Origin of the sequence: Brucella sp. MAB-22, assembly GCF_025908475.1 — a bacterium.
Classification (GTDB): Bacteria; Pseudomonadota; Alphaproteobacteria; order Rhizobiales; family Rhizobiaceae; genus Brucella; species Brucella anthropi.
Genome location: NZ_CP109781.1, coordinates 1,853,641 through 1,868,661, shown reverse-complemented (window position 1 = coordinate 1,868,661; position 15,021 = coordinate 1,853,641). Strand labels below are relative to the sequence as shown.

The following is a 15,021-nucleotide window of genomic DNA, read 5'->3' as shown; positions in this document are numbered from 1 at the left end:
CAATTGGCACGCCGTTTTTCCAAATCCGATACCGGTCGATCCGCACGGACCGAACGGCGTGCAGCCAAAGCAAAATCTGCCGATGGGAACAGCGATCCCAATGCGTTTCTGCCAACCCGCGAAGAGGTTCTCAAATATATTGAAGAGAATCCTGACCGGGCAGGCAAGCGCGAACTGGCAAAAGCATTCAACATCAAGGGCGATGCGCGGGTTTATCTGAAAGATCTTCTACGCGAACTTTCTGATGAGGGTCTGGTTGAAAAACGCGCCCGCAAACTGTCTCGCCCCGGCGCACTGCCTGCTGTCACCGTGCTAGATATTACCGGGCGCGACGAAGATGGCGGTTTGCTCGCACGTCCGTCGGAATGGGACGAGGCCGGTTACGGCAAACCACCTATTGTCCTGATCCGCCGCACCCGGCTCAACAAAGCCTCCGAAGGCGGCCCGGCAGTCGGCGTCGGCGACCGCGTTCTGGCGAAAATATTCCGCAGTGAAGATCGCGACGGACCAGATTATACCGCCCGCGTCATGAAGCGTCTCGAGCACCGCACGAACGCGGTGCTGGGTATTGTTCGCAAGCTCGGCAACGGTGAATGGCGGCTGGACCCTGTAAACCGAAAACAGCCTGAGGTGCAGCTCGATCCGGCACAGCTGGAAAACGCTGAAGCTGGCGATCTTGTTGAAGTGGACCTGATTTCCTCGCGTCGTCAGGGATTGCCGCGCGGCAAAGTTCGGCAGGTGGTTGGGTCTATCGATAGCGAAAAAGCCCTGTCGATGATTGCCATCCATGAGCATGAAATTCCGCATGTTTTCCCGGCTGAAGCGCTGAGCGAAGCAGAAGCCGCCCAGCCTGCGACGATGGACGGTCGGGAAGACTGGCGCAACATTCCGCTTCTCACCATTGATCCGGCTGACGCCAAAGATCATGACGACGCCGTTTACGCCGAGCCGGATAAAGACCCGGAAAATCCGGGTGGCCAGATTGTTATAGTAGCGATTGCTGACGTCGCCGCCTATGTCCGTCCAGATTCCGCGCTTGATCGTGAAGCACAGAAGCGCGGTAACTCGGTCTATTTCCCGGACAGGGTCGTGCCGATGCTTCCCGAACGGATTTCAAACAACCTCTGTTCGCTTCGTGAGCTTGAAGATCGCCCCGCTCTTGCCGTCCGTATGATTTTTGCTTCTGACGGGCGCAAGAAGTCGCACAAATTCCATCGCATCATGATGAAATCGGCGGCTAAGCTTGCCTATTCACAAGCCCAGGCTGCCATTGACGGCGCGCCGGATGACAAGACCGCGCCTATTCTCGACAGCATACTAAAACCGCTGTGGGACGCCTATGCTGTGCTGAAGCGTGGGCGCGATGCCCGCGAACCGCTGGAACTCGATTTACCAGAAAAGAAAATCCTGCTCACGCCCGATGGCAAGGTAGACAAGGTTATCGTTCCTGAACGGCTCGATGCACACAAGCTTATCGAAGAGTTCATGATTCAGGCGAATGTCGCTGCTGCAGAAACATTGGAAGCGCACCGTCAGCCGTTGATTTTCCGCATTCATGATGCTCCGGCTCTTGCCAAACAGGAAACCCTACGTGAATTCCTGCGTACGCTTGATCTGAGTCTTGCCAAAGGCGCGGAGCTGCAACCCGCGCAGTTCAACCGGATTCTTGAAGCCGTTGAAGGCTCGGATCATCAAGAACTGGTCAATCAGGTCGTGCTGCGCACACAAAGCCAAGCGGAATATAACCCTGATAATATCGGACATTTCGGCCTGCATTTGAGCCGCTATGCGCATTTCACCTCGCCGATCCGCCGTTATGCCGATCTCATCGTTCACCGCGCTCTGATCAAGGCCCTGAACCTTGGAAGTGACGGACTAACGACAGAGGAGGAAGCGCATCTCGAAGAAATCTCCGCGCTCATCTCCTCGACCGAACGTCGCGCCATGCTGGCCGAGCGTGAAACTGTTGACCGTCTCATTGCACATTTTCTCGCCGCACATCTTGGAGACGAATATGAAGGGCGCGTGACGGGCGTAACGCGGGCCGGTCTTTTCGTGAACCTTGCGACATATGGCGCGGATGGGCTGGTACCCATTTCAACTTTAGGTCATGAATACTATTTATATGACGAAGCGAACCATGCGATTGCCGGTGAACGGAGCGGTAAAGGCTTCCGGCTTGGTGATACAGTGACGGTTCGGCTTGTAGAAGCGCTCCCCGTTGCGGGCGCGCTTCGCTTTGAGATGGTTTCGGAACCGCATCCCCTGCCGATGGCGACCCGCTCGCATCATAAGGCAAGCCGGACGATGCGTGGGCGAAGGGGTAAACCCGCGGGTATTCCGCGTCAGAAGAGAAGAGGTCGCTGATGAGCACGCTAGAGGCCAATTCCGCGCAAAATGTTCAGGTTTTCGGTGGCGAAAGCCCCAAGGCCGCTCACCCGAAACGCCCTTTGGGTGAAGCTATGTGGCGCGGCTTTCGCGGACGTTGCCCGCATTGTGGTGAAGGAAAGCTTTTCCGGTCGTTTGTGAAGCCAGTGGCGCAGTGTTCCGTGTGTGGCGAAGACTACACGGAACAACGTGCCGACGACCTTCCTGCATACCTCACCATTCTGATCGTGGGGCACGTGGTTGTAGGCGCTTTCATGGGTGTGGAAGCAACCACCAATCTGCCACTCTGGGCTCATATGGCGATCTGGGGACCGTTGACTGTGATCATGTCGCTGCTGCTGCTTCAACCTATGAAGGGAGCGACCATCGGCCTGCAATGGGCGCTCTACATGCATGGTTTCGGAGGTAAGGGCGAAGGTGAATATGGCGACGTGACCTGAAGGTCACCATGACTGCCATGGTTCAGCCCCCGTCCACTTCAACTAAAGCCGTGAAAGCTTTGCGACCGCGTGATGCCGCATCCCTTTTGCTTGTCGACCGGTCGGGCAGCAAGCCGCGAATTCTCATGGGCAGACGCCACGCCAGCCTCGCCTTTATGCCCGGAAAGTTTGTTTTTCCGGGTGGTCGTGCCGATCCTGTAGACGGCGCTATCGCTGCCGCGGCTGAACTGAATAGTAATGACGTTGCCAAGCTGCTCGCAGGCATGGGGGCTCGTGCATCGATGCGTCGCGCCCGTGCACTCGGCCTATGTGCCATTCGCGAAACCTTTGAAGAGACTGGCCTTCGCATCGGGCAAGCGATCTCAGCACCGGTTGCTTTGCCCACACATCACGACTGGTCGGCCTTCCTCGATAAAGGCATGATGCCGGCTTTGGACAGCCTGCGCTATTTTGCTCGCGCGGTAACGCCCCCGGACTATGTTCGCCGTTTCGACACCCGTTTTTTTATCGCATTTCGCGATCATATACCGGAGCTCGATCAGCAGCCACTCGTTCCCAGTGGCGAACTGGAAGACCTCGATTGGGTTTCCATTGATCAAATCGATACACTCGACGTCGCTCATATTACTCAGGCGATCTTGAAAGAAGCGCGCGTGCTTCTAACGGATACCGAATTTGAACTGCCAGCCACCTTGCCGGTGGTACAATATTGGAAGCGGCATGGCCGCTTCATTCGCGAAGTGATCTGAACCCGATGAATAAAGAAATCCAACCCGCCGATCTTGTCCCGCAAGAACCTGGCGGCGGGCCGGCTGAGGGCCAGATGCACTGGCGTTCGCTTGCAGCAGCCATTGCCACGATCAGTGCAGTTGGTGCAGCAATTGGGCTGGGCATTCCGCTGTTGAGCGTTCTTCTGGAAAGCCGCGGTCATTCAGCGAGCCTGATCGGTGCTAACACTGCCGTGGCCGGGCTGGCGTCCATTGTTGCGGCTCCACTTGCCGCCCCCATCGCCGCACGATTGGGTGTGGTCAAGGCGATCTTCCTTATGCTCATCATCGGAAGCGGAGCCTTTCTCGGCTTCCACTTCTTTCAACCACTCTGGGCGTGGTTTGCGCTGCGCATCGTCCTGCATTTCGCGCTGACCGTGCTTTTCGTTTTGTCCGAGTACTGGATCAATGCCTCCGCACCACCTGAAAAGCGCGGGCTCGTGCTCGGAATCTATTCCACGTCGCTTTCGCTGGGCTTCGCGCTCGGACCGTGGCTGTTCTCGAAGATCGGGAGCACGGGCGGACTGCCTTTCTATGTCGGCTTCGTCATCATCCTGATCGCCCTCATACCGGTTGCATTCGCATGGCGCGACAGTCCCGATTTCGAAGAAGGCGAACACGTACCGTTCCTACCCTTCATCTTTGCCGTTCCGACTGCAACCATGGCTGTCTTTGTTTTCGGCGCTGTGGAAACGGGCGGCTTTGCCCTCTTTCCAGTCTTCGGAGCGCGTATCGGTTATCCGGAAGCAGACGCAGCACTTCTGCTTACGATGATCGGCCTCGGCAATGTGTTGATGCAGATTCCATTAGGCCTTGTCAGCGATCGCATTTCGGATCGCCGCAAACTTCTGCTCTTCTGCGCCACGACGGGCCTGATCGGTATGATCGCCCTGCCCTATCTCATGCAGCACTGGTATCTCATGGCAGCCATTCTGTTCCTGTGGGGTGGTGTAGTGGCTGGTCTCTATACGATCGGCCTCGCGCATCTCGGCTCCGAGCTGACGGGACGTGAGCTGGCATCCGCCAATGCCGCTTTCGTGTTCTGTTATGCCATCGGCATGCTTGCAGGACCGCAAGCCGTTGGTGTCGGTATGGACATGCTGGGACCAAAAGGATTCCCCATGACTCTCGGTGTGTTTTTTGCCGCATATGCACTCTTTGCAGCAGGAAGGCTGCTTTTGAGGAAGAAGCGGGCTTGACTTTTCGCCGCCAATACGTAGTGTCGCGCCAAATTTCCGCTGCCGGATGAGATTACCGGAATCGCTGGAGGTTTCCATCCATTGAGCATGATCCCGAAAATTGGGAACCGATTTTCGGCAAGATCATGCTCCGGCAAAGATACAGAGCAGGTAATTCGATATGGCCAAGGCTACGACGATCAAGATCAAGCTTTTGTCGACCGCTGACACCGGCTTCTTCTACGTAACGAAGAAGAACAGCCGCACGATGACGGAAAAGATGACAAAGACCAAGTACGACCCGATTGCGCGCAAGCACGTCGAGTTCAAGGAAACGAAGATCAAGTAATTCGTTTTCGGTCGTCATCGACAAGATGATTGAAATAAAAAGCCGTCTCTTTCGAGACGGCTTTTTTGTTTCCAGCTTCGTGGGTTCTTCAGGCAGCCGAAGAGACAATGCGGTTGCGACCACCTTTCTTTGCCTGATAGAGCGCAGCATCTGCCCTCGAGAAAAGAGCGTCAGCGCTATCCCCCATCAGCCTCAGCCCTGCAACACCCATACTGATGGTCAAGTTGACCTTGTACTTGCCGTTGGCGACTGCAAAGGGCGTGTCTGACACAGCAACCCGGATTCGCTCGGCAACAGCCTTCGCAGCCTCCACATCGCTATCCGGCAGAACGACGACAAACTCCTCTCCGCCGTAGCGGCACATGAGATCCATCCCACGGATATTCTTGCGCAGACGCGTCGCAAATTCTCGAAGAACATCGTCACCAGCATCATGCCCGTATTGGTCGTTGATCCGTTTGAAGTGATCGAAGTCGAGCATGATGACTGACAATGGTCGCTCGCGCCCCATGGCGCGGGTCAGCAGGACAGGCATATGTGTATCGAGATAGCGGCGGTTGTGCAGCCCCGTGAGACTATCCGTCACCGCCATGGTGATCGTACGGTTCAGGCTCTGCCGCAGTAAATCGTTATAGCACTTCCGTTTGATCTGGGTTCGCAAGCGCGCAAACAGCTCCAGCTTCTCAAGCGGACGCATCAGATAGTCATTTACGCCAAGCTCCAGCGCACGCACCACGAGCGCGCCCTCATCTTCCCGAACAACGAGAATGATCGGCACCAGCCTTGTGCGTTCAATGGTTCGCAACTGCGAACAAAGGCGCAGCGGATCGTAATAAGTGAAGTTGGCTGAAACGACGATACTGTCGTAATCCGTATCTATCGCCCGGATCAAAGCCGTGTTGGCATCGCTGGCCACATCGACACGATAGGTCTCTCCAAGAATGAGACGAAGGCGTGCAGCCGCCAGTTCGTCCTCATCAACTATGAGAATGCGGGCGACCTCATCCTTATCGGCATAATTCCCGCCCATCTTGCTTGCCAGCAGCGTTTCCACTTCCGCGTCCGCAACCGTGCCCGTTCGCTGGAAAAGCTCATCAGAGACCAGTTTCAACCGCGCAAGGCTCTTCACACGCGACAGTAACTGAAGATCGCTGACGGGCTTTGACAGAAAGTCGTCGGCGCCAGCTTCAAGGCCGCGAATCTTGTCATCGACACCATCGAGCGACGTCACCATCACAACAGGAATATTGGACGTACGTGGATCATCTTTCAATCGACGACATACTTCAAAACCGTCCATCTCCGGCATCAATATATCTAGAAGAACGATGTCAATCTGGCCGCCCAGACAAAGCTCAATGGCTTCAGGACCGCTATAAGCCGTAATAACCTCATAATATTCGGAGAGGAGCCTTGCCTCGAGGAGCTTTACATTGGAATCCACATCGTCAACGACGAGAATTCGTGCAGTCATGATGCCCCTCGCCCTGATTTCCGCTAAGCGTCGCCCAAATAGGATTTGATTGTTTCTATGAAGCGCGGCACCGATATCGGCTTGGATATATAGGCTTCACAGCCGCCCTGCCGAATACGCTCCTCGTCGCCCTTCATTGCAAAAGCTGTCACGGCAATAACCGGAATGTGCCGCAACTCGTCATCGTCTTTCAGCCATTTTGTGACTTCCAGTCCCGACACCTCGGGAAGCTGTATGTCCATGAGAATCAGATCAGGTCGATGTTCACGCGCAAGATCGAGCGCCTCAAGCCCGTTTCTCGTCCGGATGGTCTCATATCCGCTGGCTTCGATAAGATCGCGAAACAACTTCATATTGAGTTCGTTGTCTTCGACAATCATCACGCTTTTCGGCATCGAAAATTCCTTGGTCTTATTCCCTGCAGCAACCCGGCATTTGCTCGATTTTCTTATCCGCCAGAGAGTCCCCACTTCTTAGACTGCGGGTAGTTTAACCTCATTTCATTGATGAAAGGCAAATAATTCCATTGTTCCTCGACTGAGCGACCGTTACACATTCGGCAAAGCAACAGAAAAAGCGGAGAAACCACATGAAAACGCTGATGAGCCAGGCTGATGCGGAAGCGATTGCCATTGAAGCGTTGGCGTGGTTGGCTCAGGACAAGGACCTGCTGCCTCGCTTCCTCGCCCTGACAGGCATTGAAGCTGCGTCGATCCGGCAGGCAGCACGTGAACCTGGCTTTCTGGCGGGGGTATTACAATTTTTTCTGACACATGAGCCGACGCTGCTGCGCTACAGCGAAGAGGCCGGCCGTGATCCGGCAACAATTGAGAAAGCCTTGTCATATCTGCCCGGCGGGCTGAACCAGCACCTTTAGCAAAGACTTCGATCCGCAAATTAAAAGCCCGACACTGCCGGGCTTTTTGCTAACTATTCAGCAGCAGGATTTGCTGCAGAAACCTGGGCTTCATTCGAAACCGACAATACGTTCAACTCGTGCTGCTTGCCATCGCGTGCCGTCCAGGAAATCGACTGGCCGGGCGCAAGGCCGATCAGCGCAGTACCGATAGGCGTGAGAATCGAAATTTTGCCCTGCGCGATATCCGCTTCGCCCGGATATACCAGAGTCACCCGACGCTCCTGCCCGTCATTGGAGCGAAACTCCACAGTAGAGCCCATGTGAATCACATTCTGCGGCAAACGCTTCGCAGGAACGACTTTCGCGCGGTCAAGTTCAACCATCAACTCCTCGGCGATCTCCTCGAGACGTTCCGAAACGTTTGTGGCCAGCCCCATCAGACGTTCATAGTCGATTTCGCTAACAACGATATTGGGCTTCTTGCGATTCTTTCCGCTCATGGCGAGTGCTCACTGCTGTTGAAAGGTAATAAGTCTCCGTGCTGTTTCTGCACGAAGCCGTTCAGATTGATTTTAATGAAAGCGCTTATTTGAAATCCGCTTTTGGACAAGCGGCGTACCGTCCCCCGGAGTTCCCCTGCGCTAGGCAGAACTCGAGGGTAGCTATCCCGTGATCGGATAAACCCGATGAAGTATGGATGCAAAACGGTTGTTCATATTGCTAAACTTGGTGATATTCCCGGCAATGTCAAGTGTAAGACCAACCGGGATGATATATCCCCATGGCACTTCAGCTTTTCGATGCTATAAAAGGATGTTCCTTTTATGTTCATCAGACGGTTCGTCCTCATGGCTGACACCATTGCACCCAGCAGTTCGGAAAAAGGTGTATGCCGCGACTGCCTTGTACTGCAAAAATCGAACAGGGGCAGACGATGCCATGCATGTGGGAGTCCACGCCTTCTCCGTCATAAGGAGCTTTATAAGCTCTCTTTGGCACACATTGATTGCGACGCTTTTTACGCATCAGTTGAAAAGCGGGACAATCCGGAACTGCGGGACAAACCGCTCATCATCGGCGGCGGAAAACGCGGCGTGGTATCGACGGCCTGCTATCTTGCCCGTATTCATGGCGTGCGATCTGCCATGCCCATGTTCAAGGCACTGGAAGCCTGTCCCGACGCCGTCGTCGTTAAGCCAAACATGGAAAAGTATGTTCGCGTTGGTCGTGAAGTGCGGCAAATGATGCGTGACCTGACGCCCCTCGTTGAACCTCTTTCCATCGATGAGGCTTTTCTGGATCTGAGCGGCACGGAACGCTTGCATAAGGCTCCACCCGCAATCGTTCTCGCAAGTTTCGCCAAACGCGTAGAGGATGAGATAGGCATTTCCGCCTCGATCGGACTATCCTATTGCAAGTTTCTGGCCAAGGTTGCATCAGATATCGAAAAGCCGCGCGGTTTTTCCGTTATCGGTGAAGCAGAAGCCCTGACGTTTCTGCGAGACCGATCCGTCAGCACGATCTGGGGAGTAGGCAAGGCTTTCGCAGCCAAACTGGAAAGTGATGGAATCAGGTCGATCGGCCAACTCCAGACGATGGAAGAAGGTGCACTTGTGAAGGCGTATGGCACTATGGGGCAGCGTCTTTACCGTTTGTCACGAGGACAGGACAGCCGCAAGGTCGAGCCGGACCATGATATGAAAAGCGTTTCGGCAGAGACAACCTTCAACAATGACTTGTCGGATGCCAACGATCTCGTTCCTGTTCTTCGGGCGCTTGCCGAAAAGGTCTCGCGGCGACTGAAAGCAAGTGAAATAGCCGGGCGTACTGTCGTTTTGAAGCTGAAAACACACGACTTCAAATCGCGTACGCGCAATCGGCAGCTTTCCGACCCGACCCAGCTCGCGGATAGAATCTTCCGCCACGGATTGCAGCTTCTCGAAAAAGAACTCGATGGTACACGATTTAGATTGCTAGGGATTGGGGTTAGCGAGCTTTCTTCAAGTGATCGCGCCGATCCGCCCGATCTAGTAGACACTCAGGCCACCAAACGCGCCGTCGCCGAAAATGCCATCGACAAGTTGCGAAACAAATTTGGATTGAGTGTTGTCGAAACCGGCTATACCTTCTCCAAGGGCAATCTGGCGCGCCCGCAAATGCCGCCAGATCGAGACGACCAGCATTGAAATTACAAAGCGCGAAGAAACCTTTGTAGAAATCTTCTACATTTGGCTCTAACGGCTTGACGAGACCGATCTGTATCAATATTGGAACGGGCCAAGGCGCTACCAACTGATTTGGCAACTGCCTTACGGAAGGCCTCGTGGCGGAGTGGTTACGCAGAGGACTGCAAATCCTTGCACCCCGGTTCGATTCCGGGCGAGGCCTCCAATATTTCCATATATAAAATCAATAGACTATTGAGATCAGCGTCGAATTCGACATGGCAAGCCTTGTTGCATCATGTTGGAAGTTAATGCCTATAAATTACAAATGGTTACGCAAAAATTGGGCGAACCCGTGTGACATCGAGCGGAACATACTTGGCTCTGTTTGTTGTCGTGAACAAAACAAAAGCTTCGGCAGGTGAAGTCTAAAGAAATTGCAGACATGTTTGGTGGTATTTGTGTTCGTGTAACGCGCAAAAAATACGTAATTTGGACGCTTTGTAATTTCGACAGAATTGGCAAGCGCAATCCCGCTATTGCCAGATGAGAAATATTTCAAACACTTCTGAACTCCAACGGCGCAAAAACAAGACTTTGCGGCCACTATTCATATCAGCTGACTAAGAATCACGCCCGTACCGGCACTACAGAGCGCAACAAGCACCAAGAACCTCGGTATCGAAAGTTGCTCGATCCATTCAATCGCTCGTATACGAGGCGCTTCTATGCCTTTCTTATCAAACATTATCCCCTCCCACTATTTTTGTATATTTTTATCATACGGTAAAAATTTGTCACCCGTCACTTTAGTTTAGAACGAGATCAGCTATTTACCGATGTGTAAGAGCACCAAGCACCGCGAGAAAAAATTGAGAAACCATTGAAAAAAATGACGCATGTATTGTATGACTGATTTGATGCATCGGGCGGGACATAAACTATACTTGGCAGGAGAGCCAGCTATGTCACCGAAGCTTAAAGCTGCCCTTGTGGGTGCAGTCATCGCAGTTGTTGTCGGCTTTGCCGCGTCGCAAGGACTGATCAGCCAACAGACAGCAGAAGACATAAAAACCAAGACAAATGAGGTCCTTGCAGAAGAACCTGCACCAGTACCTCAACAGCCTGCTCCCGTGCCTGCTGAAGCTTCTCAGCCGCAAGAAAACGATACGCCGGCACAATAAGGCTCAAGGCGACTTCAACCCGTTGCTTCCGTCGGCATCGAAACCCGGATCAACTCGTACGAAGCGCCCAAAGAAGCGTCCGGTCAGAACTGTCGGTACAAAGATTGGCTCTGCGGGATAATCGTGGCCACAGTTTGCTTCGCTTGACCGAGGCCATATTATTCAGCGTCCGACCGTCTTCCGCCTGGGTACACAGAACCGCAGCTCAGCAAACGAGATATCCTGTTCAAGTCAACAGCAACAATCTTATCCGCCACGGCATCGGACTTGACCACCTTGGTGTGCGTGGAGTTGCCCCTTAAAAACCGGACAGGATCAGGTTTCGGTTTGACGGTTTAAGAACTCACGAGGCGAGCGATACCCCAATGCCTTATGCGGGTGAAGGGCATTATAGTGTTCGAACCATGAGGGCAGTTGCGCGATGACGGTTATGGCGTCCGGCAATGGGTTCACCGAGACGTAATCGCGCTTGAAGGTTTTGACGAAGGCTTCGGCCATTCCGTTGGACTGGGGGCTGCGAACGGGCGTCGAACACGGCTCCATGCCGATATCCATAAGCAGCGATCTGGTGTCCTTTGCAATGAAGCAGGAGCCGTTGTCCGTCAGCCATTCGATTGGCTTTGGAAGGGTGTTGATGAGACCGAAGCGGTTCTCGACAGCGGTGATGACAAGGTCCTGGACGTCCTCGCTCTTGATGCCCTCGGTTGTCGCGACATGGGCGATAGCCTCGCGATCACAGCAATCGAGAGCGAAGGCAACGCGCACCTTCTCCTTGTTGTCGCAGCCGATTTCGAAGCCGTCTGAACACCAACGCAGGTTCGATTGCTCAACAGACACACGACCATCGTGACGGCGCGTATCGATCGCACCGGTGTGGCGCTGAAGGAGCATGCCGTGGACCTTCATCACCCGGTAGACGCGCTTGGCATTCGGCCATGGACGGTCTTCGTTGCGGGCTTTACGGCGCAGGATCGCGTGAACCCGGCGATATCCGTAGGTCGGCATGTCGTCGATGATTGTCTTGATCTCATCCACCAGCTCCTGATCGGCGAGCGGCGGCCGCCCTCTGGCTCTGGAAGGACGCTGCCTCACACGTTCCGCTATGCTGGATCGGGCGACACCCAGGGTCTCGCACACCGCCATCATCGCGAACCGTCCTTCGGCAACGAGAGCGAGCGCAACAGGTGTTTTTTTGACCCTGATGCTATCTCAAGCGCTTCTTTCAGGATTTCGCCTTCCATAGTCTTTTTGCCGAGGAGGCGCTGTAGCTCTTTCACCTGGTTCTGAAGTGCCCTGTATTCGGATGCCGGCACGACCTCTTCCTGCGATGCGGTGGCCGTCAGCGCACCCTGCGCCGCAAGTTTGCGCCAGGCGAACAACTGGTTCGGCTGAATGCCATGCCGTCGCGCAACGATGCTGACCGTAACGTCAGGCTCGTAGGTCTCCTGGACTATCGCGAGCTTCTCCGCTGTCGACCAGCGACGGCGGCGCTCAGGGCCGGACAGCACTTCTATCTTAGGGATATGACTGATCATAATGGGCACATTACTCCTAACACTTAACAAGTGGGAGATCGTGTCCGGGGATTTAGGGGGCCACTACAGTGCGGACCAACGTCTATCAGTGCAGCATGAATGCCACTGCGGAAGCCATCGTTGACACTAACGCCAGAGCATCTCTCCTAGATTCAGCAAAAGCGGACGATATGGAACCAAAGGTAGGTCACAAGTACGAGGTTGCCAGCAGGTGCTTAGATTACCCCTCAAAATTCGACTTTTATCTCGTACGGCAAGTCCAGTGTAGTGTAAATTTCGTTCGTTTTAGTGCGGAAGAGCTCAATTGAATCGGAGAAGTTATCCGTCCCGCGCCTTTACGGCGCCTCCCACAATAGTGAGGCGTTACAAGAACTTTTCCTGGAATCAACGACAGCTGAAACTAAGAGTTACGATGATTTCATACGGCATACTCACCAAACTTGATCATATCAAGTTGGTCTTCTCGACAGATCAACCAACCTTCAGTGACCTCTCGAAGAGATCGTGAACCAACGCTCCCCTACACGAGTGACTGGCCATTCAATTGACCTGCCATTACTGACCATCGATGTTACCTAATGTTTGTAACAGGCCGAATTGTTATCGGATCAACTGAACAAACATGTGGGCGCAGACCGCGATTACAAAGACTGCGGCGAAGCCGGATTCGAGACGAAAATACCAAGGCATTGCCACTCTCCAATCATGGTTAACAGACAGCTAATCAACGCGCGAAGAACGATTTGGTTCAAAATGCTTCAGCAAGAATGAATATCGTCACCCGTTAAAGGGCGCATTATAGATTCATCGCTATCTATCCGCTTTGAATTGAGATGATACCGGCGAGCTCACATGGAGGGATTCTGATCGTTCGCGAAGGTAATGGCCAACCGTACAATGCCTGCGCTCTCAAGCGCTTAGCTACGTCGTCCCGACAAACTCGCTAAATCGTTAGCGTGCCCTTACACCGCAATCAATAGAGTGTCCAAGTAGTTCGGTCACGCACCAAAGTGCACTACGCCAGAAACTTCGTTTTGAATGCAGTGGAAAATTGAGCAACCTCATGAAATGAAGTGGCTCCCCGGGCCGGATTCGAACCAGCGACCAACCGGTTAACAGCCGGTTGATATAATCTATTATTAGATATGATACGCTCTTTTAACACCTCACATACCGTTGTTTTAATTTCGTTTTTTACAATCTAGTTCTGTTAGCCTATGGTTATCTCTGATAATATCTCCGCATAATTGTTGCCCCAATGTTGCCCGACGAGGATTGAATGGCTCGCGAGAATTTAACTGATCGCCGCATGCAGGCTCTAAAACCAGCGGCTGTGGGAACGAGATACGATATTCAGGACGGCATTGTTCCTGGCTTAGCAGTTCGAGTAACAGACAAGGGCACCAAGAGCTTTGTTATGGTTGCAAGGTTTCCCGGAAGCAGCAACCCGACAAGGCGCGCCATCGGCGAGTATGGCCGTGTCAGTCTCGAGCAAGCTCGCACGACCGCCCGAGAATGGCATGAACTAATACGGCGCGGCATTGATCCGCGTTCGGCGGCCAACGCCAGTAAAGATGCCGAAGTCCAGCGGCGTGAGCGAACGTTTGGCAAGGTCGTTGAAGATTATCTAAAGCTTGTAGTTGTCGGTTCCGATGAAAAAAGCCTATTCAGCGTAAAGGGCTGGAAGTCGCGCGAGATTTGCGAGGGGAGTTCCTCGGCGACAAAATTGTCATTCGCGACGGCAAGCAATTTCAACGGAAGGGCTTGAGAGATAAACCAATCGATGAAGTTTCGAAGGCGGATATCCTTGCAATTTTGGATGATGCTGTCGCGCGCGGCGCAAAGTATCAGGCATTCAACCTCCTCGGCCATGCCCGTACGTTCTTCAATTGGGTTATAAGCCGTGGTGTCTATGGCATTGAAATATCGCCGTGTGACCGCATGCGCCCAAACACTGTCATAGGTAAAAAGGCTCCGAGAAAACGTGTCTTGAACGATGCCGAATTGTTCGCGTATTGGCGCGCCACCAAGCGCCTGGGCTACCCCTATGGACCCTTGTTCCGCTTATTGCTTTCAACAGGTCAGCGAAAATCGGAAGTCGCTGAGGCTGTTAAATCTGAGTTCGACAAAAAAGCGAAGCTTTGGACGATTCCTGCTGCCAGAATGAAAGCTGAGAATGCACACACTGTTCCCCTCACGGACAGCGTTCTAGCTGTCTTAGGCGAGATTGAGCCGTTCACCCAAGGTAAGCATATATTTTCCACTACCGGAGGCAAAAAGCCCGTGAATGGTTTCTCCAAGGCAAAATCCCGGTTGGACCGGGAGATGTTGCGCATCATGCGCGCACTTGCTCGCAAGCGAGGAACTGACCTCAATGAGGTGGAACTTGGAGCCTTCGTTATTCACGATATCAGGCGAACGGTTCGAACAAGGATGTCTGCGCTACCGATCTCGTCGACTGTTGCTGAGTTGGTCATAGCTCATACTCAAAAAGGCCTACATGCGGTGTATGACCAGCATGCTTATGAAAATGAAAAACGACAAGCACTAGACCTATGGGCCGCACGGCTCCACGAGATTGTCAGCCCAGTACCGAATAACGTTGTTTCCATTAACCGCTCGGCAGGTTGATTAATGCCTGACAATCGACGATATTGCTTTTAGTGATTCAAACAAGGAGTT

14 protein-coding genes and 1 tRNA gene are annotated in these 15,021 nt (G+C 53.4%); 11 read left to right on the top strand and 4 right to left on the bottom strand.

Features of this window, described 5'->3' with window-relative positions:
• Positions 1–3 precede the first annotated feature (3 nt).
• From rnr to rpmG, 5 genes are all read left to right on the top strand, one after another.
• Positions 4–2,367 carry a ribonuclease R gene (gene rnr / locus OHI65_RS08635; RefSeq protein ID WP_125302088.1) on the top strand — a complete coding sequence of 788 codons (2,364 nt, stop codon included), beginning with the start codon at positions 4–6 and terminating at the stop codon, positions 2,365–2,367.
• Positions 2,367–2,828, top strand: coding sequence for a DUF983 domain-containing protein (locus OHI65_RS08630; protein WP_010658872.1), 462 nt, complete (start codon positions 2,367–2,369; stop codon positions 2,826–2,828). Before rnr ends, OHI65_RS08630 begins: the two co-directional genes overlap by 1 nt.
• Before the next feature lie 8 nt (positions 2,829–2,836).
• On the top strand, positions 2,837–3,577 hold the full coding sequence (locus tag OHI65_RS08625; protein ID WP_125334020.1) for an NUDIX hydrolase: 741 nt from the start codon (positions 2,837–2,839) through the stop codon (positions 3,575–3,577).
• Between the two features lie 74 nt (positions 3,578–3,651).
• Positions 3,652–4,794 (top strand): MFS transporter, encoded by a 1,143-nt coding sequence (locus tag OHI65_RS08620; protein ID WP_010658874.1) that lies wholly within the window; start codon positions 3,652–3,654, stop codon positions 4,792–4,794.
• Positions 4,795–4,954: 160 nt separating this feature from the next.
• Entirely contained in the window at positions 4,955–5,122 is a 168-nt protein-coding gene (rpmG, locus tag OHI65_RS08615; protein WP_002966024.1) for a 50S ribosomal protein L33, read from the top strand.
• 88 nt (positions 5,123–5,210) lie between these two features.
• Here the strand turns inward: rpmG and OHI65_RS08610 are convergent, their stop codons facing one another.
• Together OHI65_RS08610 and OHI65_RS08605 are read right to left on the bottom strand one after the other, a co-directional pair.
• Entirely contained in the window at positions 5,211–6,596 is a 1,386-nt protein-coding gene (locus OHI65_RS08610; protein WP_125302093.1) for a PleD family two-component system response regulator, read from the bottom strand.
• Positions 6,597–6,619: 23 nt separating this feature from the next.
• The gene (locus OHI65_RS08605; protein ID WP_010658876.1) at positions 6,620–6,991 is read right to left on the bottom strand and encodes a response regulator; all 372 of its coding nucleotides are present in this window, start codon (positions 6,989–6,991) and stop codon (positions 6,620–6,622) included.
• Positions 6,992–7,185: 194 nt separating this feature from the next.
• Here OHI65_RS08605 and OHI65_RS08600 point away from each other — a divergent pair, with 194 nt between their 5' ends.
• Complete coding sequence (locus OHI65_RS08600) at positions 7,186–7,473, top strand: DUF3572 domain-containing protein (RefSeq protein WP_264358635.1); 288 nt, start codon at positions 7,186–7,188, stop codon at positions 7,471–7,473.
• A gap of 53 nt (positions 7,474–7,526) precedes the next feature.
• On the opposite strand, the gene rnk is transcribed toward OHI65_RS08600, so the two are convergent.
• Positions 7,527–7,955 carry a nucleoside diphosphate kinase regulator gene (gene rnk, locus OHI65_RS08595; protein WP_012093058.1) on the bottom strand — a complete coding sequence of 143 codons (429 nt, stop codon included), beginning with the start codon at positions 7,953–7,955 and terminating at the stop codon, positions 7,527–7,529.
• 348 nt (positions 7,956–8,303) lie between these two features.
• Here rnk and OHI65_RS08590 point away from each other — a divergent pair, with 348 nt between their 5' ends.
• From OHI65_RS08590 to OHI65_RS08580, 3 genes are all read left to right on the top strand, one after another.
• Positions 8,304–9,641: a DNA polymerase IV gene (locus tag OHI65_RS08590; protein ID WP_125302096.1), complete on the top strand. Its 1,338-nt coding sequence runs from the start codon at positions 8,304–8,306 to the stop codon at positions 9,639–9,641.
• 131 nt (positions 9,642–9,772) lie between these two features.
• Positions 9,773–9,846, top strand: a tRNA-Cys gene (locus OHI65_RS08585).
• 739 nt (positions 9,847–10,585) lie between these two features.
• Positions 10,586–10,804 (top strand): hypothetical protein, encoded by a 219-nt coding sequence (locus OHI65_RS08580; RefSeq protein ID WP_125302100.1) that lies wholly within the window; start codon positions 10,586–10,588, stop codon positions 10,802–10,804.
• Between the two features lie 315 nt (positions 10,805–11,119).
• Here OHI65_RS08580 and OHI65_RS08575 read toward each other — a convergent pair.
• Positions 11,120–12,339, bottom strand: a protein-coding gene (locus OHI65_RS08575; protein WP_264358634.1) for an IS3 family transposase whose coding sequence is annotated in 2 segments (ribosomal slippage) — positions 11,120–12,000 and positions 12,000–12,339 — 1,221 coding nt in all. Because the reading frame shifts where the segments join, the coding sequence is not laid out codon by codon here.
• 1,279 nt (positions 12,340–13,618) lie between these two features.
• On the opposite strand from OHI65_RS08575, the gene OHI65_RS08570 reads away from it, so the two are divergent.
• Together OHI65_RS08570 and OHI65_RS08565 are read left to right on the top strand one after the other, a co-directional pair.
• The gene (locus tag OHI65_RS08570) at positions 13,619–14,107 is read left to right on the top strand and encodes an Arm DNA-binding domain-containing protein (protein ID WP_125302506.1); all 489 of its coding nucleotides are present in this window, start codon (positions 13,619–13,621) and stop codon (positions 14,105–14,107) included.
• On the top strand, positions 14,104–14,970 hold the full coding sequence (locus OHI65_RS08565; RefSeq protein WP_125302508.1) for a tyrosine-type recombinase/integrase: 867 nt from the start codon (positions 14,104–14,106) through the stop codon (positions 14,968–14,970). Before OHI65_RS08570 ends, OHI65_RS08565 begins: the two co-directional genes overlap by 4 nt.
• The last annotated feature ends 51 nt before the right edge of the window (positions 14,971–15,021 follow it).